Genomic DNA, 24271 nt, shown 5'->3' with positions numbered 1-24271 from the left:
GGATTGCCGCGCCGGCGGGGCAGGGTTACCCGTTTTCCCCCCGTCGGGGTAGGCGCGGCAGATTCGGATGCTACCACGCGTTCCGTAAAGCCGTTGAGGCACCACCAAGCCGCATCGGCACCACATTCGCCCCCCTCGATGGCCCGGTTGCGTACCGCGACCATTCGGACATTACTTCGCGCCGCTTCTCAACCACGTCAGCGCGCTGATAGGCGGCTTCCACTGCGCTTGCAAGCTTGTGCGCTAATGCCTTTTCGGCAAGCTCTCTCGGGTGGCTGGTGGCTTCGGCGATCCAGTCACGGAAGGTGGAACGGAAGCCGTGCACGGTGATGGTGTCGCGCCCCATGCGTTCGAGCACCTTTGCCATCGCCATATTGCTGATTGGCTTGTGCTGCTTGCCCGCGAACACGTAGGGCGTTGAGGTGGTGCGCTCGCTTTGGGCGTCGCGTTGGCGTTGCAGGATCTCCACGGCTTCAGGACTGAGCGGCACGCGGTGATCGGCGCCGGCCTTCATGCGTACGGCTGGAATCGTCCAGGTACGCGCCTCGATGTCGATCTCGTCCCAAGTTGCGCCGATGGTCTCGCCCGTGCGCGCGGCCGTCAGAATCGTAAACCGCAGGGCTTCAGCTCCGACGCCAGCCACTGCGGACAGGTCAGCCCAGAACGCGGGCAGCTCGCGCCAGGACAGCGCCGGGTGATGGCGCACAGTGCGGTCAGCCTTCGGGCGCTTGGGCAACAGCTTGTCCAGGTGCCCGCGCAGCCTGGCCGGGTTCTCCCCTTCGCGCAGCCCCTTTGCCTTGGCAGCGTCCAGAATCAATTCAATGCGGTTGCGTACGCGGCTTGCCGTTTCGTGCTTCGTGGTCCAGATAGGCCCGAGAATTTCGAGCAGGTGCCCGGTTCCCACGTCTGCAACTGGCAGGTGTCCTACTACGGGCATCGCGTAGTCGCGCAGCGTGTTTTCCCACTGGCTGGCGTGCTTGGTGTTCTTCCAGCCGAGCCGGTGCGTGGCGATGTAATCGGCGGCGCAGGCGCCGAAAGTGACGGCGCGGGCGGCTGCCTGAGCACGCGCAGCGGCCGCGACGGCTTGTTGCGCCGCTCGTTGGTCCAACGGGTCGACGCCCATGGCAATCGAGGCTCTGGCGGCGTCTGCGGCGGCCGTGGCGAGTGCCAGCGTGACGGCGGGATACGATCCAAGCCCCATTTCACGGCGGCGGTCGTGAAGCATGTACCGAAACAGCCACGATTGCGCGTCCGGGCTTTGCACGTGCAGATATAGCCCCTTGTCGACGCGAACATGCGCACCCGCAGCAGCCGTGCGAATTTGTTTGCCAAGCACCATGTCTTTTCCAATCTTGCGCGCCATGTCGAAGCTCCCGATCTCCCGCCACTTTCCCGCCAAATTTCCCGCCACATAGGCGCGATAACGGGCTGCACAAGATGCTACAGGGTGGGACGGTACAGGGCAATAATATGCTGTAAAACAGGCGCTTTGCTGCGGGTCAATCGTGTATCGCGGTGTGTCGTGCTGTGCCATATATGGCGGACTCTCTCTCCGCCAACCTTCCTGCACTTTCTCTGTTCGTTCATGTGGCCTGGCGCCCACATCACCTCGCCCGTAGGTCGGGTTGCAAGCCGACGTGTTGTGGCTCGGGCTTCAGCCCGTCAGAAACGGCAGCGGCATTCCTGTCGCCATGAATGGCGACCTACGGACGGATCCATGCCAGGTCTCGGGCGCCTGACGCAGGTCGGGTTTCAACCGACATGGCCCCACGTGGCGGCTGAAAGGTATCCAACCTCCCGCCAGGACCGGTTGGGAAAAGCCCTGCTCGTATCAGCGCCTGAAGCTTCCGGCCTTCACCAGGTCAGCTGGTGAGGAAGAGTTTCCGACCCAGACGACGAACTCCCCGTGTGGCGTGACGAACTGTGAGAGCTGCTTGTCGTACACATCCAGCGGATGATGGTGGGCTGCCGGATCGATCGTGATCGTGACGGTGCTGGTCTCGCCGGCAGCGATGTTGACCTTGCTGAATCCTGCCAGGCGTTTCGGCGGTTGCGCGGCGCCAACGGCATCGGCCGATGCGGGCAGACCGACGTAGACCTGGACCACCTCGGCGCCGGGCACGCTGCCGGTGTTCCTGACGTCGACCGATACCGTGATCCTGTCGTTGTCCGCAGTCAGGTGTGGTCGAGACCGGGTGAAAGTGGTGTAGCAAAGTCCGTGACCGAAGGCGAACGCCACGCAGGCATTCGAGCCGTCCGGTGCTGTCGGGCAGGCACCGCTGCGTTGCGCCGCGTCGTACCAGCGGTAACCGACGTCGAGCTTCTCGGTGTACTCGACGGTCTGTTGGCCATCGACGATCACGCCCGGATACTGGGTCGCGGACAGGTTGTCCAGAAAACCCTTGCCCACGAACGGGAAGGTCACGGGCAGCTTGCCGGAAGGACTGGCGCGGCCGAACAGCAGGTCCGCAACGATGTTTCCGTCTTCCTGTCCCGGAAACCAGACTTCCAGGATGGCGGGGCCAGCACTGCCGACGAGCGCGGGATCGATTGCCACGCCGGCGTTGTCCTTCAGCACCAGCACCGTCTTGGCTGCCATCGTCCTGCGGGTGGTCGAGGTGGTCGCAAGGATGGAGCGGATCATGGCTACCGTGTTGCTGTTGCGCGGCGTGTTGCCTCTCGCCTCGACGGTGGCGATCGTGTTGGGCAGATCCACGTACCAGTCGAGGCTGCTGCCTGCTGCCGCACTCGCTGCGAGTGTCAGACCGTTGCTCGCGGTAAACGAAGCACGATCCGCGCCTTCTTCGGAAACCGTGCCGGCCATCACGATCACGGCATCCGCGCCGGATGCCTCGGCCATGACATTGGCGAAAGTGCCCGAACGCCCGTCGATGGTGGCGGTTGCATTGTCGTCGTCGACCAGGATCAGCCTGACGGTGGCCGTGACATTGCCGAGTTCCTCGAGGGCCTTCGCGATGCCGGCCACGGGTGCCACGGTGTAGGCAGGGACCACATCGGAACTTCCACCACCGGAACCCATGGCCTTCCCGACCCGCGAACCGCCTGCTACCGCCTGTTGTGCGTAGATCTGTGACGCCTTGCCGATCACGACCAGATTGTGGACGGTGGCCGGCAGTGGCAGGGCTCCGTTGTTCTGCAACAGCACGGCCGACTGCGTGCCGATGGCGCGCGCCCTGGCGCCGCCGGCGGCATGATCGATCGCACGGCGCGTCAACGGGCGGTCAAAAATTCCGGCCCGGAACATCTGCACGTAGCGCCGCTTCAGCGCCCGGTCGATGTCGGATTCGCTGATTTCGCCGTTTGCGAGCGCGCGTTCGAGCTTCTCCGGTGCCCATTGCGCCGGCGTTGGCATCAGGTTGTCGAGGCCGGCGAGCAGCGGTACGACGGTGCTCTTGACCGCGAAGAAGTCCGATTGCACGTAACCGTCGAAGCCCCACTGCGTACGCAGCACATCCGTCAACAGCTCCTTGTTCTCGCATGAATGCGTGCCGTTGACGTAGTTGTACGCGCACATGACAGCTGCAACGCCGCCTTCCTTCACCGCCATTTCGAAAGGCAGCAGGTAGATTTCATGCAGTACCTGGCGGTCGATCATGGTCTGGATGGTCTGGCGGTTGACCTCCTGTTCGTTGCCGACGTAGTGCTTGACCATGGCGATCAGTCCCTTGGCCTGTACGCCCTTGGTCTCGGCTGTTCCCATCGTGCCGCTCAGGTAAGGATCTTCACCGAAATACTCGAAGTTGCGCCCCAGGACGGGCAGACGGGCGATGTTGACGCCGGGCGCTTCGAACACGTGCAGCCCGAGGTCGTTCATTTCGGTACCGATCAGATCGCCGTAGGCATGCGCGACGGCCGGATCGAAGCTGGCTGCAGCACCCAGCGCCGACGGCAACGCCGTCGCCCTGGCGGACGAGGCGTCGGTGTAAGCGGAAAAATCGACCTGTTCCCCGCTGGGCAGCGTCATGATCCGCGAGGTGCGTCCCGTTGCCGCAACGCAGTCGTTCTGCCCCAGGCCGACGGGGCCGTTGGTGACGCGCAACGTCGGGATGCCAAGCTCCAGGATTCCCGTGATGTGGCGCGCACCAAGGCACTCCGGCAAGTCGGGCAGGACTTCGGGTATGGCGCCGGTCAGTTGTGCCATTTTTTGCGCCAGCGTCATCGCTGCTACCAGCAGTTCTGCCCGCCGCTCAGGGCTGAGGTTGCTGTCACGATGACTTTCGCTGCTGGCTTGCCCGCTGTGGAGGAGCAGACAGGTGTTCAGGATCACGCCCAGCAGCATAGTGCCGAACCGGCATGATTTCGACGAACGAAGTCGGGATGGCGTGGTGGGCATGGCGGTTTCCCGTTGGGATGGGGTCTTATGGTGCCCATTATCCATGAACGAGAGCGACACCCAATGGCCGGCACGTCACGCCACCGCGGTCATCGAACGACGCGGGTTCCGTGTCGGGCACTGGCATCGGCGGGAGCGGGGGTGCATGCTCGACAGAGCCGCCTGGCTCAACGCTGGAACGACGTCGGCATGACGATCCGCGCAAGGAGGAGCAGCAGATGCAACGGCATGCCAACGGCCAGATCGGTGAAGCCGTGAGGAGATTCCATTCATGAAACTGTATCCGGAGATCATGCGGCGATTCGCCGCCGAACCGGCGGATGAGCGTGAATTGCGGGGGCTGGAGAATCTCGATGCGGGTGATTTCGCCGTCTATTCGGCTCGCCTCGAGCTGATTGCACAGGAGGCGAAAACCATAATGACCACGACTGCGATCTCGGAGCCGATTCAATCGGGCGACTGCTCCTTCGGCATCTATACCGCACAGGGTGATCTGGCGATTGCTGCTCCGGGTACCTACGTGCACTCCATTACCGGTCAGATATCGATCAAGTTCATCAGGAAATATTATCTGGATGATCCGAGCGTAGGCGTGCGCCCTGGCGACATCTTCTTTGCCAATGAACCGCAACTGGGCGGCCTCCACACACCGGATCTGCAAATACTGATGCCGGTATTTCATGAAGGCCAGTTGGTGTGCTGGGTCGTGACCATAGGGCATAACCAGGAAATCGGTGAAACCGATCCAGGCGGGCAGGAGCACATTCGGAGCCGCTACGACGAAGGCCTGAAATCGCCGCCGCTGAAAATCGCGGAAAACCACGAACTGAAAAGCGATATGGTGGCCATGTTCTGCAACATGGTGCGCAATCACCGGATGTTCGAGAGTGATCTCCGGGTCCGCTGTGCAGCCTGTGTGCGGGGTGAAGAGCGACTGCTGGCACTGTTTGGCGAGGCAGGCGCCGACCGCATCGCGGGAGTGATGCGCCGCATGATCGACGCAACGGATAAGGCCGTGCGGCGGGTCTTTGGCGAACTGCTGGATGGCGTCTACCGGCAGGTCCTGTTTCTCGATGCTCCCGGAAATAACGAGGATGGTTTGCTCCGGATCATGATCACCGTGCATGTGCACGGCGATACCATCACGGTCGACCTGAACGGGTGTTCACCGCAGGTGCCGGCTGCAGGCAATTGCCCGACCCATCTGGTGCGTGCGGCGATCAATGCGCAACTGCCGGCTTACGTAGTGCCTGGAGTGCCCTGCAGTTCGGGGCTGCTGAACGCCATCGAAATCATCGCACCGCCCGCGGGCACGGTGCTCAATCCGTTTCCCGATGCAGCCGTGATGCTCAGTGCGAATCTGCTGGCTGCAGCGGCGCAGGCGTTCATGCAATGCATCATTCGCGCCGGATATCTGACCAGACACGAATACATGGCCTTGCCCATCGGGTGGATCGGTACTCTCTATGCCTATGCCGGGCTAGACCAGTACCAGCGCATGACGACCGGTTTTGCCAACAACATGTACAACTCGGCGGCCGGTGGGGCCTGTTCCGTCGGTGACGGCATCGATTCGATGGGCGTGCTGGTCGGGATCACGGCCGACAGCCTCGATATCGAACACGATGAAATCCAGCATCCCTTCATATACGCCTTCCGGCGCCTGGCGCACGACCAGGCGGGGGCAGGGAAATATCGGGGCGGCGCAGGAGGAGCTTCCGGCGTGTATGTGCACGATTCGGCAAGCCTTTACGGCCAGATCATCTCGCTCCCGCACAGTTTTCCGATCAATACCGGCATTTTTGGCGGCTACGCGGCAAATTGCACCCCGGCCATACGGGTTCGCAATGAAGGAGTCCTTCCGTTTGCCGATCCGGGCATCGAGCTCCCGACACGGATCCAGCAGATGATCGAACCCGGGCATGGCGCCGCAAGTTTCGAAATGGCCAATATTCTTCCGTTCAAGCCGATGACGGAGGGAGACGGCTTTCCGTCCTGTGGACCCGGCGGTGGTGGTTGGGGCGACGTGCTCGAACGTGATCCCGAGGCGATCATGCAGGATCTGCGTACCGGCGTGTACTCCCACTGGACGGCGCGCAAGGTGTTCTGTGTCGCTTATGACGAGCGGACGCTGATCGTGGACGAGGCGGGCACGGAACGGTTGCGGGCAGAGGAGCGCCACATGCGCCTCGGGCGCGGGAAGCCCTGCGCCGAGTTTCTGACCGAATGGGAAAAACTTTCGTTGCCTGCCGAACTCCTGCGTACCTACGGGTCGTGGCCTGACGCCAAACCTGCAGCAGGGGATGCGTTTTTTGCGTGAAATGATTTGCTTCCATGAACAGCAATGCAACATCGTAGCCGGCCTCGCGCTGCCCTCGGATTGCCACCAATCCGTGCCTCGAGACAGCCACGCGTCTCTTGCCACGGGATGGTTTCTCCCGACGCGGCGATGCCCGCGGCGTATCGTCGTCGTGGACATTGCAGACTCCATCTAGCACCACGTCGCAATGTGGCGCGCTCGTGCCACGGAAGCGAGTGCGGCGCGAGCTTCACCGGGCAACTATTGATTTCCCGTGAATTGCGCACGACTCTCTGCATGAGTTTTTCCAGGCCCGGCGGGATCTCGTGTTTCTGCCGGTTCGCCGGGTTTTCAACGTGTTGCTGCAATCGTGCCCAGGAGGAATCGTCATGAACGTATCGCGCGAGTTGATCACCCCTTCGAAGCTGCACCCGTCGCCCGGATTCAGCCATATCGCCATTGCGCCCGCAGGTGGACGAATCGCGTGCATTGCAGGACAGGTTGCGCTTGCACCGGATTTCAGCGTCATCGGTGGCGACGATCTCGGTGAACAGACGAAGGCGGCGATGCGCAATCTCCAGGTCGCGCTCGATGCGATCGGTGTCGGATGGGGCGACGTGATCCGGCGCACGATCTACACGCTGCACCCTTCCCGGTACGAGGTGATGACCGCGGCGATCGAGGAGATCCAGGGCTCGAGCGAACATCCGGCACAGACGATCGTCGGTGTCACCGGCCTTGCCGTACCCGGTCTGCTGATCGAGATCGAGGCCACGGTGCATCTTCGGTAGCCGTCAGCGCTGCGAAACGGGAGACAACCCATGAGAGCTGCATTGATACGAGCACACGGTGGCCCGCAGGTGTTGCGGGTCGAGCAGGTCCCGGTCCCGAAGCCCGGCCCCGGAGAGCTGCTGGTACGCATGCAGTCGACTTCGATCAACCATCGCGATGTGTGGATCCGCAAGGGACACCCGCATCCGGCCTACCACGTCGATCTGCCGAGCCTGCTCGGGGTCGACGTGTGCGGGGTCGTCGAGGAAGTGGGGCCGGATACGGAGGGGGCGTTCAAGGTCGGGGATCGTGTCATCGCCAATCCGTACCTGCCGTGCCGCAACTGCGACTACTGTCGCAACGGTGCGTTTCAGTATTGCCCGCGCTTCAGCGTCTACAACGGGAGTTATGCGGAGTATGCGGTCGTCGGAGGCGCGAACGTCGCCCGGCTTGCCGACAGCGTGCCGATCGATCACGCAGCCGCGTTCCCGAACAGCTACATCACGGCGTGGCAGATGCTGGTCGGCAAGGTCGGCATCAAGCCCTCCGACACGATCTTCGTGTGGGCCGGTACGAGCGGGCTTGGCAGCGCTGCCATCGAGATCGCGAAACGGGTTGGCGCAACGGTGATCACCAGCGCCGGCAGTGAGGAAAAGCGCGAGATACTCGCCCGCTACAGGCCCGACCTGATCGTCGACCACTACAAGCCGGGCATGGTCGACGCGATCATGGATTTCACTTCGGGTCGTGGTGCGAGCATCGTGTTCGAACACATCGGCAGTGCGAGCTGGCAACGTTCGGTCGAGATGTGTGCATCGGGCGGCTCGATCGTCACCGCCGGTGCCACCAGCGGCGACGAGGTGAAGATGGACATCACCTACGCCTTCGTGAAGCAGATCCGCGTGTTCGGTTCGCGGCTTGGAACGATCCAGGACCTGAGCGAAGCCGTGCAGCACCTCAACAACGGCTACTTCAAGCCGCTGATCTGCCAGATGCTGCCTCTGGAGGAGATCGTCAGGGCGCACGAACTCATGGAAAGCCGTGACATCATCGGCAAGCTGATCATCCGGCTGTAGCGTCACCACGCGCGAGCCGGCGCAGCGCCTGCTCGAACACGTCGGGCGTCTGCGCGCCGCTGATCACATGCCTGCGTTCGATCACCACCGCGGGCACGGCATGAATGCCGGCTTCCTGCCACTGGCGCTCGGCGGCACGCACTTCGTTCGCGAACTCGTCGCTTGCCAGGATCTGCCGCGCACGGTTCGCGTCGAGTCCTGCCTGCTCCACCGCTGCCAGCAACACGGCGTCGTGATCGACCCGCTGGTCACGACCGTGGCAGGCTTCGAGCAACGCCTGCTTGAGCGCCAGTTGTCGCTTGTCGTCCTCGGTTCCGGCCCAGTACAGCAGCCGGTGGGCGTTGAAAGTGTTGACGATCCGGCTGCGTCCGTCCGGGTTGAACCGGAACCCGACCGCCGCACCACGCTCGGCGATCATGGCGCGCATTTCCGCCTGCCGTTCGGGCGTGGAGCCGTATTTGCGCGCCAGGTGTTCGCCCACATCCTCGCCTTCGGGTGGCATGCCCGGATTGAGCTCGAAGGGCTGGAAATGCAGCTCGGCGCTCAACTGGTCGCGGCAGTGTGACAGTGCCTGCTGCAGCGAAGCCAGCCCGACCGCGCACCACGGGCAGGCGATGTCGGAGACGAAATCGATTCTCAGGCTGACGCTCATGTCCTGGCTGCTCCTCTGTCGTGGCGGCCGGTGCAGGTGAATGCAGAAGGTAGCACGCCGCATCGGCTCGATGATGCGTGTTATTTTACGCGCCTGTTGTATGCAGCCCGCCCGCCGGGATGAGTACGCCAGCAAGGCCGCACGTTCGTGACGGTCGGATCTTCGGAAAAAGGAGTGAGTGCGATGAGCGGCAGTGCTTCCAATCGGGTGCGTTTCGATTACGACGGCACATGCGTACTGGTCACGGGTGGCACCAGTGGCATCGGTGCGGCCATCGCCGCGGCGTATCGCGATGCGGGGGCGCGGGTGACGGTCACCGGCACGCGGGCGTCGGCAGCCGAGTACGACGACGATCTGTCGGGCTATCGCTACCTGCAACTCGACATCGAGAACGCGGAGCAGATCGCGCGTGTGGCGGCGGTGCAGGACCGGCTCGATATCCTGGTCAACAACGCCGGGCTGGCCATGCCGAGCCTCGGACTCGACGAGTACGAACCGGAAGTGTTTGCGCGCGCCGTGAACATGCACCTCATCGGTGGCTACCGGATGGCACACGGCTGTCGCGAGGTGCTGGCGGGCAGCTCGCTCGCCGGAGGCGCCTCGATCATCGGCATCGGTTCGATGAGTTCCTTTTTCGGCATCGGCATCGTGCCCGGTTACGGTGCCGCGAAAACGGGCCTGCTCGGGCTCACGCGCGCGCTCGCGGTCGAATGGGGCAAGCACGGCATCCGCGTGAATGCGGTCGCGGCGGGCCTTACCGAAAGCCGCATGACGGCGAGCACGTTCGCGAACCCGGCTTGGGCGGAGCCTACGCTCGCGCGCACTCCCGCCGGGCGGCTCGGCGTGCCACAGGACATCGCAGGAGCGGTGCTGTTTCTCACCAGCGCGGCGGCGGGCTGGATCACCGGCCAGACGCTGGCAGTCGACGGTGGCTACACCGTCAGCGGTTGACGCAGTGATCGTGCAGCACGCGTGCGACGCAGGCACTCAGTCGGCGGGCGTACGGTACGTGCAGGAATTCGTTGGGTCCGTGTGCGTTCGACTGCGGGCCGAGCACTCCGGTGATCACGAACCGGGCTGAGGGAAACGCTGCCTCGAGCAGCCCCATCAGTGGAATGCTGCCGCCTTCGCCGAAGCCCACACACGGTTTGCCGAAGTGCTGCTGCGAGGCTTGCGCCAGCGACTCGGCGAGCCAGGGCGCAAGCGGCGGTGCGTTCCAGCCCGCTGTCGCACTCCCCTCGAAGTGCACGCTGGCGCCTTGCGGCGGGTCGCGCGTCAGCGCGTGCCGCACCGCCTCCAGCGCCGTGCCTGCATCTGCGGTTGGCGGCAGGCGGATGCTCAGCATCAGTGCGGTATGCGGCCTGAGCACGTTGCCCGCGGCATCGAGTGCCGGCAGGCCGTCGGCTCCGGTCACCGACAGCGCGGGGCGCCAGGTCCGGTTCAGTATGCGCTCGAGGTCGTTCTCGCCCATCGGGAGCACGCCGTCGAGGAACGGCAGCTCGTTCCATGCCGAATCACCGAGGGTTGCGGCAGCCTCGCGTGCCTGTTGCAGGCGATCGGCGGGCACTGCCACGTGCAGTTCCGGCAGCAGCATGTGTCCGCTGCCGGCGTCCTCGATACGCGCCAGCAGTTGGCGCAGGACGCGAAAACTCGACGGCACGATGCCGGACGCAGCCCCGCTGTGCACTCCTTCGTGCAGCACGTCGACGCGCAGGCGCGCGCCGATCATGCCGCGCAGCGATACCGTGAGCCACAACTGTTCGTAATTGCCCCCGCCGGAGTCGAGGCAGACGACCAGCGACGGTGTGCCGATGCGTTCACGCAGGTGCTCGATATAGGCAGGCAGGTCGGGGCTGCCCGATTCCTCACCCGTCTCGATCAGCAGCACGCAGCGCGCGTGTGGCAGGCCGGCGTGCTGCAGCGCGAGGATCGCGGCCAGCGAGGCGTAGGTTGCGTAACCGTCGTCGGCCGCGCCACGCCCGTACAGTCGCTCGTTGCGCAGTACCGGGATCCACGGATCGAGTCCGTTCGACCAGCGATCCGACGCCGGTTGCTTGTCGAGATGCCCGTACATCAGCACGGTTTCCGCACCTTGCCCCGGAATCTCGATGAACAGCAGCGGGGTGCGGCCCGGCAGTTGCACGATCTGCAGCTTCATGTCGCGTGGTGCGTGGGCGCGGCACCAGTCGGCGACCAGGTTGATCGCCTCGCGCATGTGCCCGTTGCGTTCCCAGTTCGGGTCGAACTGTGGCGACAGGTTCGGAATGCGGATGTACTCGCCGAGTGAGGGTACGATCGAGTCCATCCACAGCGAATCGATGAACCGCGACGTCGATCGTATATCCATGAGCCGGGTCTCCCTGACGTGGCCTTCGTCGTCAGCCGGGCTGGCCGTCGACGCGCGGGCGGGACAGCATCGGCAGCCAGCCGCCCGCGAATACCGCAAACGCAGCGATCCAGGCCAACTGCGCACACAGGATCCAGCTCGCGTACGCTGGCGGGTAGAGCGCCGGGCCCGCCACGCGCAGTGCCCCCGCGAACAGCAGCAGTCCGAACATCGCGCCGGTGATGCGCGGTGGCGCGTGCACACTGCGACCGGTATGGCCCAGCGAGACGCGCGTCATCATCGACAGCGTGATCAGCGCGATCCCGCCGAGCGCGAAGGTGTGCAGCGCCAGCGAAGGACTCAGCGAGGTGACCGCGCTGAGTGCGTGCAGCAGGAAGCCGAGCGCGATCAGCGCGAACGACACGTGCATGCTCCACAGCAGCGGGCGGCTCCAGATGCCCGGTGTGTGCCAGAACACCACCCGGGTCGCGTTGATCAGGAACATCAGTGCGCTCGCGATTGCCGCCACGGCGTGCCAGCGCAGGAACACCTCGGTGATCCAGAACACGAGCAACAACACCAGGCTCGACATGTCGAGCCACAGCGCGTTGCGCAGTTTCACGCGCGGCTGGATCGCGTTCTCGGTGAAGCCGGGGATCATGCGCCGCATCATGGTCAGGATCAGCGCCAGCACCACGTAGAAGCCGCCGTAGATGCTCCAGCGCAGACCCGGCTCGAACGCACCGAAGGCACCGGCATAGAACAGGGCGTTGCCGGTGCCGAGCAGCACCAGCTTGGAGAGGATCGCCATCTGGCGCCATTGGCGGGCGCGCACCACCGGCACGCCACAGGCAAGGATCAGCACCAGTGCGAACAGCAGGTCGGCGACTGCCGCTACTGCGATGAAGCGGGTGCCCGCCGTGAGCGCGAGACGGGCGATCGCCCACAGCGCGAACGCGAGTGCGAGCGGCGTGTGATGCAGGGTCTGGGCGCCGGTCCAGTTGCGGATCGCGGTCAGCAGGAAGCCCGTGATCACGGCCAGCGAGTAGCCGTAGATCATCTCGTGCGCATGCCATTGACTGGCGTTGATGCCGCTGAACTCGGGCTGATACCAGTCGCCCCGGATCGCGGCCCAGAGTCCCATCGACAGCAGCGCGAACAGCACGGCGCCGGTGAAGAAGGGGCGGAAGCCGCGGTCGAACAATGCACTCATGTCAGTCCTCCGATTCCTCGGCGCCGCGCTTCGCTCTGCCTCAGAGGGCCACCGTCACGCGTGCCGAGACGCTGCGCCCTGGCGCAAGCAGGTTCTCGGCCGACGTCGAATAGCGCTTGTCCGCGAGGTTTTCCAGTTCCATGACCAGGCCGAACTGCTTGCGTGCGCCGAACTGCAGACCACCGCTGAGGTTCAGGGTGAGCCACGCGTCGTCGCTCTGCAGCATCGGCGTGCCGGTGCTGGACGGCTCCTCGCGCTTCGAGTGCGTCTCGCCGCGCAACGCGAGGTCGAGCCAGCCGTCCAGCGCGGCAGCGAACGCGGGCTCCCAGACCACGCCGAGCGAACCGCTCAGTTCGGGCACGCCGGTGTCCTTCGTCGTGAATGTCTGGTAGCGGTTCTCGCGCTCCATCCAGGTGAGGCTGGCGTAGGGCCGCCAGTGTTGCGTGCCTTCGGCGCGGCTGGCGTACAGTTCGATGCCCTGCGCCTCGGATTCACCGATGTTCACGTAACGCTTGTCGCGGCTCGTGATGCAGCCGTCGGCGGGTGTGCAGAACACGTGGTCGATGTAGTCCTCGGATTCGCTGCGGAACACGCCGGCGTCGAACACCCAGCCGAGCGTGCGTACGCGCACCCCGGCTTCCCACGACAGGGCGGTTTCCGGCTTCAGATCCGGATTCGGGTTCACGTAGCGCGACGCCGCGTAGGCGCCGATCGCAAACTGCAGCAGCGAGGGGTAGACGTAGCCCTGCGAGACGTTGGCGCGCAGGACCAGATCGTCGCTGAGCTCGTGGCTCAGACCGAGATTCGCGATCGTGTGGGTATCGTTGTTGCTGCCCGGCGAGAGCCCGGCGCGATTGCTCGCCTCGAGCCGGCCCTCGACGCGGTACTGGCGTGCGCCAATCGTCAGCGTGGTGTGCTCGGCGACGTGCCACTCGTCCTGCACGAACAGTGCGAGCGTTTTGATCGCCGCCTGGTCACGGATGTCCTCGGGGCGTCCGGTGACGCCGTTGGTGACGATGTCCACGTGGCGGTCCTGCGTGACGCGTTCCTCGCTGTACTGGATGCCGCTCACGATGTAGTGGTCGCGCGCCGGGATCCAGTCGAACTGCGTCACCACGTCGTCCATTTCCAGTTCGGCGTCGCTGTAGACGCTGCGATCCGTCGCGACGGGCCGCGGCACGGGAAGGAAGGTGCTGCTGAACGTGTTGAACTGCCGATCGTTGCGCGCGCGGTTCGCCTGCACCTTGATCAGCGGAAGGAAACCAGCCACGTCACGCCACTGGTAGCTCAGGCCGATCTTTTCGCGGTCGCGCTGCGGCACGTCGACGCGGAAATCGGTGAGCGGGAACGCCGTGCGCTGTTCTTCCTCGACGAACACATCGGTGGCCGATTCGTAGCGGTCGTACAGCAGTTCGAGGCGGTGCGCGCCGAAGTCGCGTCCGATCCAGGCGTAGACGCTGTTGTTGTCGAAGGCGGTGTTTTCGATCTCGCCGTCGGGAGTGTCGCGTTTGCCGTGGTCGCCATCGGAGACGGCTACCCGGTATCCGAGGCCGTGGAGATCGCCAAACACGCTGGCGAAGCGCTCGCGCCCGTTGGTGGCGGAATTCCAGCCCGAACTCGCCTCGAACTGCAGTGGTTCGGTGCCGCCCTTGCGCGTGATGAAGTTCACCACACCGCTCAGCGCGCGCGGTCCGTACAGCACCGATCCCGAGCCGCGCACCACCTCGATGCGCTCGACCAGCAGCGGATTCAGGCTGAGCGGGGTGCCGTACTCCCAGTGATCGGTGATCTCCTGTCCGTCGAGCAGGATCGCGGTGCGCCGTGACTCCTCGCCGCGGATGCGCACGCGCTTCAGTCCTGGCTGGCCGCCGTCCGTGACCTGCAGCCCGGGCAGGCCGCGCATCGCGTCGGCCAGCTCGTAGGCGGTGTTGCGGCGCAACTGTTCGCGGTCGATCACGCTGACGGTCTCGCTCGCTTCCATGACGATGCGCGGCGCGCGGCGCGCGGTGACCACCACTTCCTCGAACATCGCCTTCGCGCCGGTCTCCGACGCTGCCCAGGCGGGGGCGGTGGCCGAACAGGCGCCGATCGCGATGGCGAGCGTGTTTCTCAGGGTTCGCATGCGAGAGGTCTCCTCAGCTGTGATATCAGGTCAGGTCCGGCGTCGCCGCGCGTAGCGGCGATCACGCGTCGCGCCCCGGCGTAGTCCGGGCAGGAACCGGCGGCGGGCGTCCCCGGGGTGTTGTGGATCGCGGCACACAAGGCGAGCGACTCGCGCCAGCGCGTCATATAGGCCTCCGATACAGCGTGTGACGAGGATATCTGCAGCAGTTCCTGCCGCAGGCGCTCGCAATCGACGTGCCAGTGGCGTTCACGCTGCACGGACGTCACGGGCGGACGCTCGTTGACGGCGTCATCGCCACTTCCTGCCGCACGCACCGGCGCGCTGAACCCCGGCGAGAGGGTGAAGCAGACGACGGCGCAGAAGGCGATGAGCAGGGAGTGGGGCAAGACGCTGCTTCCGGGGGTATCGATTTCCGCCGCACATGATCCCTTGTCCGGCCGAGGTGATCCAGCTTTCGGAGCCCGGACAATGACCCGAAACAGTCCCTTGCGGCCGCGCGCCCACAATGCCTGGAACCGATGGATGGAAATTTGACATAGGCCACTGCTGGGAGAATGCCCGATGGATTTATCATGCGCGGGTTCCGGAATCGGCCACGGCAGTGCAATGGGTATGACAGGCGTCCACGGCGGGAGGTGCCAGTGATGATGAGCGCGTTGGGTCGCGTGTTGAGCCGTTCGCTGGGCGTGATTCTGGCGGTGACGATGCTGTGCTCCTGCGCGGTGGCGGCACCACCGGCCTGGCGTCTCGAGGCGCTCGAGCTGGATGCCGTTCGCGACGTCTTCCCACCGGCCGAACGGCTTGGTGACACGCTGGACGTGGTGCGTGCGCGTGCGGTCTATGCCGGCGATACCCTGCAGGGCTGGGTGTTTCTGAGCGATGAGATTTTCCCGATGCCAGCGTACTCGGGCAAGCCGATCTCGGTACTGGTCGGGCTGCGCCCGGACGCGACCATTGCAGGCGCAAAAATCATCGCCCATGAGGAGCCGATCCTGGTGATCGGCGTCAAGGATGCCGATCTGCAGCATTTTCTCTCCCAGTACGTCGGCCTGGCGGCAAAGACGCAGGTGCGTGTGGGCGCCGACGACGGTGGCGGCTATCGCGGGCTGGATGCGATCAGCGGTGCGACGATCACCGCGATGGTGCTGAATCAGAGCCTGATGCGCTCGGCGCAGGTCGTGGCTGCTGCGCTCGGTCTGCCGCGAGCGGAGCACGCTGCACCAGCGCAGGAACAGGCTGGCGCCACGCGATCGGCTGTCAGCCGCAGCACCGAGGCGGCGGCGTACGCGATCGCCCAGGCGGCGTCCGCCGGCGAGCCCGAGTGGCTGCAACTGTGGAAGGCGCGCTGGATTCGCATCGCCGTGCTGCTGACGGCACTGCTGTTCCTGGTCACGGTGCTGGTGTTCCAGGACTGGCTGGTGCTGCGGCCCGTGCTGTTCCGGCGCGTGCGCATCGCTTATCTGCTGTTCACGGTGGGTTTCGTCGGTTTCTACAGCATGGGGCAGTTGTCGATCGTCAACATGCTCGCGTTCAACCACGTGCTTGCGGCAGGCTTCTCGTGGGAGACGCTGCTGCTGGAACCGGTGACGTTCATCCTGTGGGCCTTCGTCGCGGTGACGATCGTGCTGTGGGGCAGGGGAGTCTACTGCGGCTGGCTGTGCCCGTTCGGCGCGACACAGGAGCTGATCCATACCGTTGCCCAGCGCTTCAAGTGGCCCCAGTTCGAGTTTCCCGCGATGGTCCACGAGCGGTTGTGGGCGATCAAGTACCTGATCCTGATCGCGCTGTTCGGACTGTCGCTCGATTCGATGTCACGCGCGGCCACGGTTGCCGAGGTCGAACCGTTCAAGACCGTGTTTGCGCTGCATTTCGTGCGCGGTTGGCCGTTCGTGCTCTATGCGGCGGGATTGCTGGTGGTCGCGGCGTTCAACAGCAAGTTCTACTGCAAGTACCTGTGCCCGCTCGGTGCCGCACTCAGTTTCTTCACGCGGTTTCGCATCTTCGACTGGCTGCGCCGGCGTCGCGAGTGTGGCAACCCTTGTCAGGTCTGCGCGGCCCAGTGCGAGGTCGGTGCGATTCGGCCCACCGGCGAGATCATCGAGAACGAGTGTCACTACTGCCTGGAGTGCCAGGTGATCTACCACGACGACCACCGCTGCCCGCCGCTGGTCGAGAAGCGCAAGCGGCGCGAGAAGCGTGAAACACGCGCAAACGAGATTGCTCTGCAGCAGCTCGAGTAGCAGCAAGGTCAGAGGCTGCCGCAAAACGCTGCTTGCATCGACGACTGGATGCCTTGGCGACAGCCGCTTCAGCCGCGCGCACGCCGTGCCCGGTGCACGCTCACCAGGACAACCACGAGGAACATCGTGCCGCCGATCACCGCGACCAGGCTGCCCGTGCCCATCAGCCCCATGCCGATGATTTCCTGGGCACGGCTCAGCCCCTCGGCGGTGCCCACCGTCTTGCGCTGCGCACCGTGACCGCCGGTCCAGGCCAGGCCGGCGATGTGCATCACCTGCCCGACGCCGTAGACCAGTGGCTGCCAGCGCGCCGTGCGCGGCAGCGCCAGCGGGTAGCCCAGGCGCGGCAGCAGCAGGTAGAACACGCCCATGTACGCGAGCGTGACGCCGACGATGGAGCCGTGGTAATGCGCCGGTATCACCGTGTTCGAGCCGCGGATCAGAAAGCCGAGAATCCCGCCGGCGGCGAACAGCAGCAGCGACCACCACAGCACCGAGCGCAGCGTCCGGGTCGTGATGTCTGCAGTCGACGTGCGTGGCATGCTCGCCACCACCAGCAACAGCAGCGGGATGCAGCCGATGCCGCCCCAGCGCATCAGTTCGCTGTAACCGATCACATAGGCAGGCGAGGCCGGAGCCAGCGCGAGCAGCAAGGGCACACCGAGCAGCGGCAGTGCAGTCAGCGCAAACAGGCTGCGCTGCATCGTCTCGCTGCCGCGCAGCCCGCTTCCGGTCGCGCGCAACAGCAGCCACGCGACGACCAGCATCAGGATCGTGTGCATGAACTGCAGCACGTGTCCGCCGCCCCAGAACAGCAGCTCGAAGTAACGCACGTCGCGGGCGTCCGCGGGCATGCGCAGCCAGCTCACGGCGACGCCGAGCAGCGCGAGCAGCGCGCTCGCGGCGGCAAGTGCGAGCGCGAAGCGGATCGTGGCATCGTCGTTGCGCGGGCCGCGAACGAACGCCAGCAGATAGCTCGATGCCTGCACCGCGAGTGCTGCGCCGATTCCGAGCAGCCCGGCGTAGAACCAGGGGTGCTGCAGCACCGGAACGTAATTCGCCATCAGTGCCTGCTCGGCACCCACGAATGGTGCAGTGCTGATCAGCACGGCGCCGGCAACTGCGAGCAGCAGCGCGACGATCGTCGCAAGACGGTGTCTCTGGCCCAGATAGAGCGTCCACAGCGTTCCGCCCCCCGCCACGAACCACACCAGCACCGACAGATCGACGTGCGCGACCAGTGCGACGCGGAACCATTGGGTACCGGGAATGAAACCGTGCAGCACCGGGGTGCGTGACAGTCCGAGCAGTACGGCGAGCACACCGGCTGCGATCAGTGCGTAGACGCCAAGCCAGATCCAGGCTGCAACGGCTGGAACGGGAGCTGGCGAGCGGCTGGATTCGTTCATGCAGAAACCGTCTCCGTTTTCATTCAGCGAGCAGCAGGCGTACGGTGGCGAGCATCTCGTCGTCGGTGGTGGAATTGGCGAAAGTCGCGCGCACGCGCCCCTGGCGATCGATCAGGTAGATCCGGTCGCTGTGCGTGAAGCCATAGCCGGCGCCGGCGACGTCATCGCGCGCGTAGTAGACCTTGAACAGGTCGGCAGCAGCGCGAATCTGTTGCTCGCTGCCGCTGAGGCCGATGAATGCAGGATGGAAATGCCCGAGATACGGCTTCAGCACGTCGAGCGTATCGCGCGCCGGATCGATGGTCACGAACAGTGGCTGCACATCGCTGGCAGCCTCTCCGAGGCCGAGCAGCAGGCGACGCATCCGTGCGAGCACGGTGGGACAGACGTCCGGGCAACTGGTGAAGCCGAAATTCAGCAGCACGACACGACCACGGAACTGCTGTAGCGAAACCGTGCCGCCGCTGGTTGCAGGCAGCGCGAAATCGCCTCCCAGCGTCTCGATGACCGGCAGGGTGTCTGCGCGCGTGACCAGTTCGTCGAAGTAGCGAGTCGCGTAGAACGTCCCGATCAACGTCATGACGGCCGCGAGGAAGACGGTTGCACGATTCATCGGGCAGATTCCGAGGCTGGCGGCCGTGCGGCGTGATCGAGGCGCATCGCTGCCAGCAGCAGCAGCGTCGCGACGAAACCGTGTGCCAGCGTCACCGGTATGGCGAGCGCGCTCGTGATCGTGGCGAAGCCGAGGACGCACTGCAGCGCCAGCAGCAGCGCGATCGGCGTCCAGAGCCTTGCGGGAACACGCGTGCGCGCTGCGCGCAGACAGACGATGGCGAGTGCCAGTGCGGCAAGCAGTGCCCCGATCCGGTGCAGCGCGTGGATCACGTAGGCAGCCGCATCGATCCGCACCCTGCCGAGCGCATCGGGTTGCAGTTCCCTGAGTGGTGCCAGCGCAGCCCATGACCTTGCATCCGCAGCCTGTGGCAGCGCGTTGCAGCCAGGGATTCCGCTGCACGCAAGGCCGGCGAAATTCGCACTGACCCAGGCGCCCGAAACGATCTGCAGCACGAGCAGCAGCAGCGCGAAGCGCAGCACGCGGCGCAGGCTTGCAGCGACACTGCAGCGGCTGGCGGCGCCGACCACGAGCAGCAGCTGCCAGGACAGCGCAACCAGCGTGGTGCCACCGGCCAGGTTGAGGGTCGCGATGATCGGACGCGTCTTCAGATGGCTCATCGGTCCGATGATCGCCAGCGCGAGCAGCAGAGCGAGCATCAGCAGCGGGATGACCCGTACCGCTGGCCATTCCCGGCCACTGGCGTGCGTACGGTAGACCAGCGCCAGCACCAGCACCACCAGCGTGCTGGCAAGCGCCCGATGGGCGCGTTTTGCCCACGTCCTCGGCGTGGATGCCTGGGCGGTGTCGAGTGCCACAGTACCGTTGCCCTGTGCCTGTGCCTGTGCCTGTGCCTGTGCCTGTGCAATGTCTGCGTAGCAGCCGTTGCGATCACAACCCAGGCGTGACTCCACGTGGCGGATGCCGGCGCTGAGGAGCGCGATCGCCAGCGCGCCCAGCAGGATCACCAGAACGTGTGCGCGCAGCCCGCGCGGGTGCCTTCCTGCCGCAGGCATCATCGATTACCCTTGAGCGCGCGTTGCGATCGAGCGAGCAAACTGTGCGCGGAGGAGTCTGAATTGGAAATCGTACTGTTTACCATCGTCGGAGTTGCCTTGTACTTCGCCGCCGATTGGGCGCTCAGGACGCTGGAGCGCATGCATGGTGCGCCGTTGCCGTACCGCAACATCGTCTATTTCGTCATCATCCTGGTGCTTGCGCTGGCGAGCTTCACGTTGCTGCAGAATATCGGCCCGCAGTGAAGCCACGGGCCCGAGCCGGATCGCACCTCAGAGAAACGAGAAACGCTTTCCCTGCGAATCGAAGTCGATCAACAGCACCTGCCCGGGGCGCAGATCGACCTGGCGCTCGGCGACGTACGGAAATTCCTTCTGATCCAGGTGATCCTTCATGCGCACGGTCAGCGAGACGGGACCGGCCGGCACGTTGATCCGATGGTAGGTCGAAGCCATGCCGTCGTGGTGCAAGCCGCGCGGCTCGATGCGTTCGCTGAATCGCATCTTCCCGTTCACCACGAGCTCGAGCTCGAGCGGTGAGCGTTCACGCGGGCAACTCACCGGGGCACGCCGCGTTGGTGGCAGTTGGGCGAGTTCTTCGGGTGACAATTGCTTGCATTCACCGAGCACCTGGCCGGAATGACGCAGACTCAGCTTCAGCACGGCCTGATCGGGAGGCAGGTGCTGGTAGGCAGGAGAGTTGGAGAAATAGCCGATGAACAGCGCGAACGCACCGTAGGCGGCAGCCTGTCCGATCCGGCGCATGGCTTGCGGGGACTTCATGTCAGACGGTCTCCGTTTCGGTTGCCGACGCATCCGCCGGGGCCGCCTTGCTGTGTTGCAGGCCAGCGCGGAATGCAGTGATCTCGGTTTCGAGCCGCTCGCCTTCGAAGATGCCGGCCCAGGACACCTTGACCTTGTCGTGTCCGGCCGACGTGCGCAGATGCGGCATGCGCTGGCTGGCGAAGCGTTCCTCGGTCCACGTGTTTCCCTTGCGGTAGAAGCAGTCGCCGGTGCAGCAGCCGCTGACCATCACGCCGTCGACGTTGTCCTGGCGCGCCACATAGTCCACGAACGATGGCGGCAGCATGCCTACGCACGGCAGGCTCAGCGCGACCACGCCTTCACGCTCGATGCGCTCGATCGGCAGTGCGTGGTCGCAGCCGAAGACCATCACGCGGGCGCTGCCGCTGAGCGTCGCCACCTTCGCCAGCGCGTCTTCGAGCATGCGGTCTACCGGATAGCCCGGAATCTCGATGCCCGAAACCAGTTCCTCGACGTTGCGAAAGGGAGTGGCCGACGGGCAGGAGCCGGTACAGATGCCGCACGCGGTGCAGCGGTCGGGGTCGACCTGCGCCTGGCGCATGCCTTTCCGGTACGAGTGTTCCACCATCGTGATCGCCTCGTACGGGCAATCCTGGAAACACCACGTGCATCCGTTGCAGTTGTCGGGATTGACCGCAGCAGCCGCAGCAGCGGTCTGTTTCGACGGCGAGAGCCACGGCAGGGCGACCAGCACACCGGTGATGCCGGCCAGCAGCACCCACACGTACAGCGGGTCGGTGCGGTCGAGCAGTGGGTAGAAGTTCATGTAGAACCAGTCGAGCGGCACGCTGGCCGGTGCGATCGACATGTCGGCCGGTGCCATGCTGACGGCAGGCTTCAGCAGCGACAGTACGATCATCATCACGACCACGCCGGTCGCCAGACCGCGATTCGGCTGTGTGCGTGCCAGCTTCAGGCGGTTCACGTGGATGAACATGGCGACCAGCAGGAACAGCGGGATCGCGATGTGCATGAACACCAGCAGCGAGAACAGCCGGTCGCTCAGTGTGGCGTTGGACAGGAAGGTGCGTGCCAGCGAATCGCTGATCACCGGCAGGCGTTCCATCCATTCGGTGGAGATCTGTGCGACGTACTGCGCGAACTGGTCCCACACCAGCCAGTAGCCGCCGATTCCGGACATGAACAGCAACCACAGCAGCGGTACCCCGCTGATCCATGAGAAGGCCTGGGCGCCGCGGAAGCGCCCCTTCGCGAATTCGCGCACGAGGTGCAGCGTCACCGTGACGACCATTGCGTCCGATGCGTAACGATGGAGGCTGCGCATCACGCCGCCCAGGTACCATTGCTCGACAGTCAGCCGCTGTACCGAGTCGTAGGCCCCGGTGATGCTGGTATTGAAGAATACGTACAGATAAAGGCCGCTGATGCAGATGATCCAGAACAGGTAGAACGACAGCGCCCCGAGTTGATACCACGGGTTCGACTGGCTGCCGAAGGCGTCGTTGAACGCGGCTTCGATGCGCTTGAACACCCCGTCGAGCCCTGCCTGTAGCTTGCGGATCACGTACTTGCTGCTCCCATCGCCTCAGTTCGTGTCCGACCGGGCGCGTGTGCTGTAGCGCCACTCCCGGATGAACAGGAACACAAAGAAAATCCCCATCACGACGCCCAGTCCGATACCCGCGAGAAACGCGTAGTTGAAGCGGTACGTGTCGGATGCCGGATCGTACACGGTGCAGAACAGCCGGAACTTGTTCGTCATCCGTTCGAAAAAGCCGTCGGTGATCTTTTCGCCGAACAGCAGCCGCTTGATCGGTTCGATCAACAGCGGGGTGTCGAATTCCATGCCGTAGACCTGGCGGCGTATCACGCCGTCGGCGTCCAGCACCGTGGTCTGCAGCAGGTGGTCGAAGCCGCCGCCAGCCGGGCGGAACTGGAATCCGAGTTCGCGAGCGAATGTGTCGATCGTGCCTGCATCGGTGGACAGGAAATCCCAGTGCACCGCCGCTGCCTTCTGCGCCCTGGCAAACCGCTGCATCGCCGCGGGGGTGTCGTGAGCGGCGTCGAAACCGACCGTTACGACGGCAAAACTGTCTTCGCCGAGAACCGACTGGGCGCGCTCGATCACATCGGCGAGATGGCGCGTGGTGGTCGGGCAGATGTGATAGCAGCTCGTGTAGATCAGGCTGATCACCAGCGGCTTGCCGCGATAGTCCGCAAGCCGCCGCTGGTTGCCGTCGATATCGCGGAAGGTGTGATCACCGACCGTGCGTCCGATCGCAGCCTGGCTGGTTGCCAGCGCCTGGTCGCGATCGAAGGGCGCCACTCCAGGCTCCGGTGCTGCGTGCGATGCGCCGTGGCCGCTGTCATGGGCTGCTGGCGGGGTGGGTCCGTTGCCGTGTACCTGGGCGTTCGCGTGCCAGCATCCGAGGGTCAGGAATGCCGAAAACAGTACCGATACTACAGATTTCAAATCCCGTTACCTGGCGAATACGTCCACCATCGCGGCGAGCAGCACCGCTGAGAGCTGGAACAGTGAGGCGACGAAGCACTTCAGTGCGGCTTCGCGTGTAGGAGATGCCACGAGCTGCGCGCTGCGGTAGATGAAGTAGGCGCCACCCGCGAGCGCACCGCACAGATAGATCCAGCCCATGCTGAACAGGAACGGCAGCAGCGATACGGCACACAGCAACACGGTGTTGAGCAGGATCACGCGTGCGGCGGCAGCATCGCCCTTGACCACGGGCAGCATCGGCACGCCGGCGTTGGCGTAGTCCTTGTGCAGCGCGATGGCCAGCGCCCAGAAGTGCGGTGGGGTCCACAGGAACAGCACCATCGCGAGCAGTGCCGAATCGGGGCTGAGCCCGGGATCTGCGGCAGCAGCACCGGCGAGCACGGCGAAACTGCCGGCGGCGCCGCCGATCACGATGTTCAGCGGCGTGCGGCGTTTCAGCCACAGGGTGTAGATCACGCCGTAGAAGAACGCTCCCATGAATACGTGGAAGGCCACGGCAACGTTGAACGCCCAGCCAGCCAGCGTGACCGAGACGAGCAGCAGGGCGGCGATCAACCCGAGCCAGCGGCGGTCGGGGGTCGCGGCGCCGGTAACGAATGCACGCTTCGCGGTGCGCTTCATCTTCGCGTCGAGGTCATGCTCGGCGAACTGATTGAAGGCGCCCGCGGCGGCCGAGGCTCCCAGCACGACCAGTGCGAGGAGCAGCAATTCGGGAGACGACAGGCGAATGCCGGGAGTGATCACATAACCCGCAACGGCGGTCAGCGCCATCAGAACACCGATGCGCAGTTTGAAAAGGTCGATGATCTCGCGATGGGTCATGCCGGACGGCTCGCTGTACGGAGTCATTGGACAAACAAAGGAAAATCCGTCCGG

The 24271-nt window shown here is 64.7% G+C and carries 20 protein-coding genes; 6 read left to right on the top strand and 14 right to left on the bottom strand.

Annotated elements, in window-relative coordinates; translation table 11 throughout:
* Window positions 1-70: 70 nt before the first annotated feature.
* Both H7A12_04415 and H7A12_04410 read right to left on the bottom strand, forming a co-directional pair.
* Complete coding sequence (locus H7A12_04415) at window positions 71-1339, bottom strand: tyrosine-type recombinase/integrase (protein ID MCP5320055.1); 1269 nt, start codon at window positions 1337-1339, stop codon at window positions 71-73.
* 492 nt (window positions 1340-1831) lie between these two features.
* Window positions 1832-4180: a glycoside hydrolase family 3 C-terminal domain-containing protein gene (locus H7A12_04410; GenBank protein ID MCP5320054.1), complete on the bottom strand. Its 2349-nt coding sequence runs from the start codon at window positions 4178-4180 to the stop codon at window positions 1832-1834.
* Window positions 4181-4625: 445 nt separating this feature from the next.
* Here H7A12_04410 and H7A12_04405 point away from each other — a divergent pair, with 445 nt between their 5' ends.
* From H7A12_04405 to H7A12_04395, 3 genes are all read left to right on the top strand, one after another.
* Window positions 4626-6674, top strand: coding sequence for a hydantoinase B/oxoprolinase family protein (locus H7A12_04405; protein MCP5320053.1), 2049 nt, complete (start codon window positions 4626-4628; stop codon window positions 6672-6674).
* 368 nt (window positions 6675-7042) lie between these two features.
* Entirely contained in the window at window positions 7043-7444 is a 402-nt protein-coding gene (locus tag H7A12_04400) for a RidA family protein (protein MCP5320052.1), read from the top strand.
* A 30-nt stretch (window positions 7445-7474) separates the two neighbouring features.
* On the top strand, window positions 7475-8500 hold the full coding sequence (locus tag H7A12_04395; protein MCP5320051.1) for a zinc-binding dehydrogenase: 1026 nt from the start codon (window positions 7475-7477) through the stop codon (window positions 8498-8500).
* On the opposite strand, the gene H7A12_04390 is transcribed toward H7A12_04395, so the two are convergent.
* Window positions 8487-9152, bottom strand: a complete 666-nt coding sequence (locus H7A12_04390) for a DsbA family oxidoreductase (protein MCP5320050.1) — start codon at window positions 9150-9152, stop codon at window positions 8487-8489. The genes H7A12_04395 and H7A12_04390 overlap by 14 nt on opposite strands.
* A gap of 183 nt (window positions 9153-9335) precedes the next feature.
* Between H7A12_04390 and H7A12_04385 the strand changes: the two genes are divergently transcribed.
* Window positions 9336-10103, top strand: coding sequence for an SDR family oxidoreductase (locus H7A12_04385; protein MCP5320049.1), 768 nt, complete (start codon window positions 9336-9338; stop codon window positions 10101-10103).
* Here H7A12_04385 and H7A12_04380 read toward each other — a convergent pair.
* The 4 genes from H7A12_04380 to H7A12_04365 are packed head-to-tail and all read right to left on the bottom strand — an operon-like array spanning window position 10093 to window position 15202.
* Window positions 10093-11499, bottom strand: a complete 1407-nt coding sequence (locus tag H7A12_04380; protein MCP5320048.1) for a M20/M25/M40 family metallo-hydrolase — start codon at window positions 11497-11499, stop codon at window positions 10093-10095. The genes H7A12_04385 and H7A12_04380 overlap by 11 nt on opposite strands.
* A 31-nt stretch (window positions 11500-11530) precedes the next feature.
* Window positions 11531-12691, bottom strand: a complete 1161-nt coding sequence (locus H7A12_04375; GenBank protein ID MCP5320047.1) for an NnrS family protein — start codon at window positions 12689-12691, stop codon at window positions 11531-11533.
* 40 nt (window positions 12692-12731) lie between these two features.
* Window positions 12732-14813, bottom strand: coding sequence for a TonB-dependent receptor (locus H7A12_04370; protein ID MCP5320046.1), 2082 nt, complete (start codon window positions 14811-14813; stop codon window positions 12732-12734).
* Window positions 14801-15202: a hypothetical protein gene (locus H7A12_04365; GenBank protein MCP5320045.1), complete on the bottom strand. Its 402-nt coding sequence runs from the start codon at window positions 15200-15202 to the stop codon at window positions 14801-14803. The genes H7A12_04370 and H7A12_04365 overlap by 13 nt, the downstream gene beginning before the upstream one ends.
* A gap of 261 nt (window positions 15203-15463) precedes the next feature.
* Between H7A12_04365 and H7A12_04360 the strand changes: the two genes are divergently transcribed.
* Complete coding sequence (locus tag H7A12_04360; protein MCP5320044.1) at window positions 15464-17056, top strand: 4Fe-4S binding protein; 1593 nt, start codon at window positions 15464-15466, stop codon at window positions 17054-17056.
* 68 nt (window positions 17057-17124) lie between these two features.
* On the opposite strand, the gene H7A12_04355 is transcribed toward H7A12_04360, so the two are convergent.
* From H7A12_04355 to H7A12_04345, 3 genes are read right to left on the bottom strand one after another with little or no spacing between them, the layout of a single operon-like run.
* A complete protein-coding gene (locus H7A12_04355; protein ID MCP5320043.1) occupies window positions 17125-18465 on the bottom strand; it encodes a cbb3-type cytochrome c oxidase subunit I in 1341 nt (446 codons plus the stop codon).
* Window positions 18466-18484: 19 nt separating this feature from the next.
* Window positions 18485-19078 carry an SCO family protein gene (locus tag H7A12_04350; protein ID MCP5320042.1) on the bottom strand — a complete coding sequence of 198 codons (594 nt, stop codon included), beginning with the start codon at window positions 19076-19078 and terminating at the stop codon, window positions 18485-18487.
* Window positions 19075-20094: a COX15/CtaA family protein gene (locus H7A12_04345; GenBank protein ID MCP5320041.1), complete on the bottom strand. Its 1020-nt coding sequence runs from the start codon at window positions 20092-20094 to the stop codon at window positions 19075-19077. Before H7A12_04345 ends, H7A12_04350 begins: the two co-directional genes overlap by 4 nt.
* Window positions 20095-20157: 63 nt before the next feature.
* Here H7A12_04345 and H7A12_04340 point away from each other — a divergent pair, with 63 nt between their 5' ends.
* The gene (locus tag H7A12_04340; GenBank protein MCP5320040.1) at window positions 20158-20340 is read left to right on the top strand and encodes a hypothetical protein; all 183 of its coding nucleotides are present in this window, start codon (window positions 20158-20160) and stop codon (window positions 20338-20340) included.
* Window positions 20341-20367: 27 nt separating this feature from the next.
* On the opposite strand, the gene H7A12_04335 is transcribed toward H7A12_04340, so the two are convergent.
* Genes H7A12_04335 through cyoE form a run of 4 tightly spaced genes read right to left on the bottom strand, consistent with a single transcriptional unit; the run spans window position 20368 to window position 24217 of the window.
* On the bottom strand, window positions 20368-20877 hold the full coding sequence (locus H7A12_04335; GenBank protein ID MCP5320039.1) for a hypothetical protein: 510 nt from the start codon (window positions 20875-20877) through the stop codon (window positions 20368-20370).
* Between the two features lies 1 nt (window position 20878).
* Window positions 20879-22444, bottom strand: a complete 1566-nt coding sequence (locus H7A12_04330) for a cytochrome b N-terminal domain-containing protein (GenBank protein MCP5320038.1) — start codon at window positions 22442-22444, stop codon at window positions 20879-20881.
* 21 nt (window positions 22445-22465) lie between these two features.
* Entirely contained in the window at window positions 22466-23353 is an 888-nt protein-coding gene (locus H7A12_04325; GenBank protein ID MCP5320037.1) for an SCO family protein, read from the bottom strand.
* 6 nt (window positions 23354-23359) lie between these two features.
* Window positions 23360-24217, bottom strand: a complete 858-nt coding sequence (cyoE, locus tag H7A12_04320; GenBank protein MCP5320036.1) for a protoheme IX farnesyltransferase — start codon at window positions 24215-24217, stop codon at window positions 23360-23362.
* Between the last annotated feature and the right edge of the window lie 54 nt (window positions 24218-24271).

The organism is Pseudomonadales bacterium (assembly GCA_024234165.1).
Classification (GTDB): Bacteria; Pseudomonadota; Gammaproteobacteria; order Pseudomonadales; family UBA5518; genus UBA5518.
The sequence above is the reverse complement of the archived record's forward strand: the minus strand, read 5'-3'. Positions and strand labels throughout refer to the sequence as shown.

Coding starts and splice junctions, on each gene's coding strand:
- H7A12_04335 (MCP5320039.1), bottom strand. CDS start 20,877: ATGAAGTCCCCGCAAGCCATGCGCCGGATCGGACAGGCTGCCGCCTAC.
- H7A12_04415 (MCP5320055.1), bottom strand. CDS start 1,339: ATGGTGCTTGGCAAACAAATTCGCACGGCTGCTGCGGGTGCGCATGTT.
- H7A12_04410 (MCP5320054.1), bottom strand. CDS start 4,180: ATGACGCTGGCGCAAAAAATGGCACAACTGACCGGCGCCATACCCGAA.
- H7A12_04375 (MCP5320047.1), bottom strand. CDS start 12,691: ATGAGTGCATTGTTCGACCGCGGCTTCCGCCCCTTCTTCACCGGCGCC.
- H7A12_04360 (MCP5320044.1), top strand. CDS start 15,464: ATGAGCGCGTTGGGTCGCGTGTTGAGCCGTTCGCTGGGCGTGATTCTG.
- H7A12_04355 (MCP5320043.1), bottom strand. CDS start 18,465: ATGAACGAATCCAGCCGCTCGCCAGCTCCCGTTCCAGCCGTTGCAGCC.
- H7A12_04405 (MCP5320053.1), top strand. CDS start 4,626: ATGAAACTGTATCCGGAGATCATGCGGCGATTCGCCGCCGAACCGGCG.
- H7A12_04380 (MCP5320048.1), bottom strand. CDS start 11,499: ATGGATATACGATCGACGTCGCGGTTCATCGATTCGCTGTGGATGGAC.
- H7A12_04400 (MCP5320052.1), top strand. CDS start 7,043: ATGAACGTATCGCGCGAGTTGATCACCCCTTCGAAGCTGCACCCGTCG.
- H7A12_04395 (MCP5320051.1), top strand. CDS start 7,475: ATGAGAGCTGCATTGATACGAGCACACGGTGGCCCGCAGGTGTTGCGG.
- H7A12_04390 (MCP5320050.1), bottom strand. CDS start 9,152: ATGAGCGTCAGCCTGAGAATCGATTTCGTCTCCGACATCGCCTGCCCG.
- H7A12_04345 (MCP5320041.1), bottom strand. CDS start 20,094: ATGCCTGCGGCAGGAAGGCACCCGCGCGGGCTGCGCGCACACGTTCTG.
- cyoE (MCP5320036.1), bottom strand. CDS start 24,217: ATGACCCATCGCGAGATCATCGACCTTTTCAAACTGCGCATCGGTGTT.
- H7A12_04385 (MCP5320049.1), top strand. CDS start 9,336: ATGAGCGGCAGTGCTTCCAATCGGGTGCGTTTCGATTACGACGGCACA.
- H7A12_04350 (MCP5320042.1), bottom strand. CDS start 19,078: ATGAATCGTGCAACCGTCTTCCTCGCGGCCGTCATGACGTTGATCGGG.
- H7A12_04370 (MCP5320046.1), bottom strand. CDS start 14,813: ATGCGAACCCTGAGAAACACGCTCGCCATCGCGATCGGCGCCTGTTCG.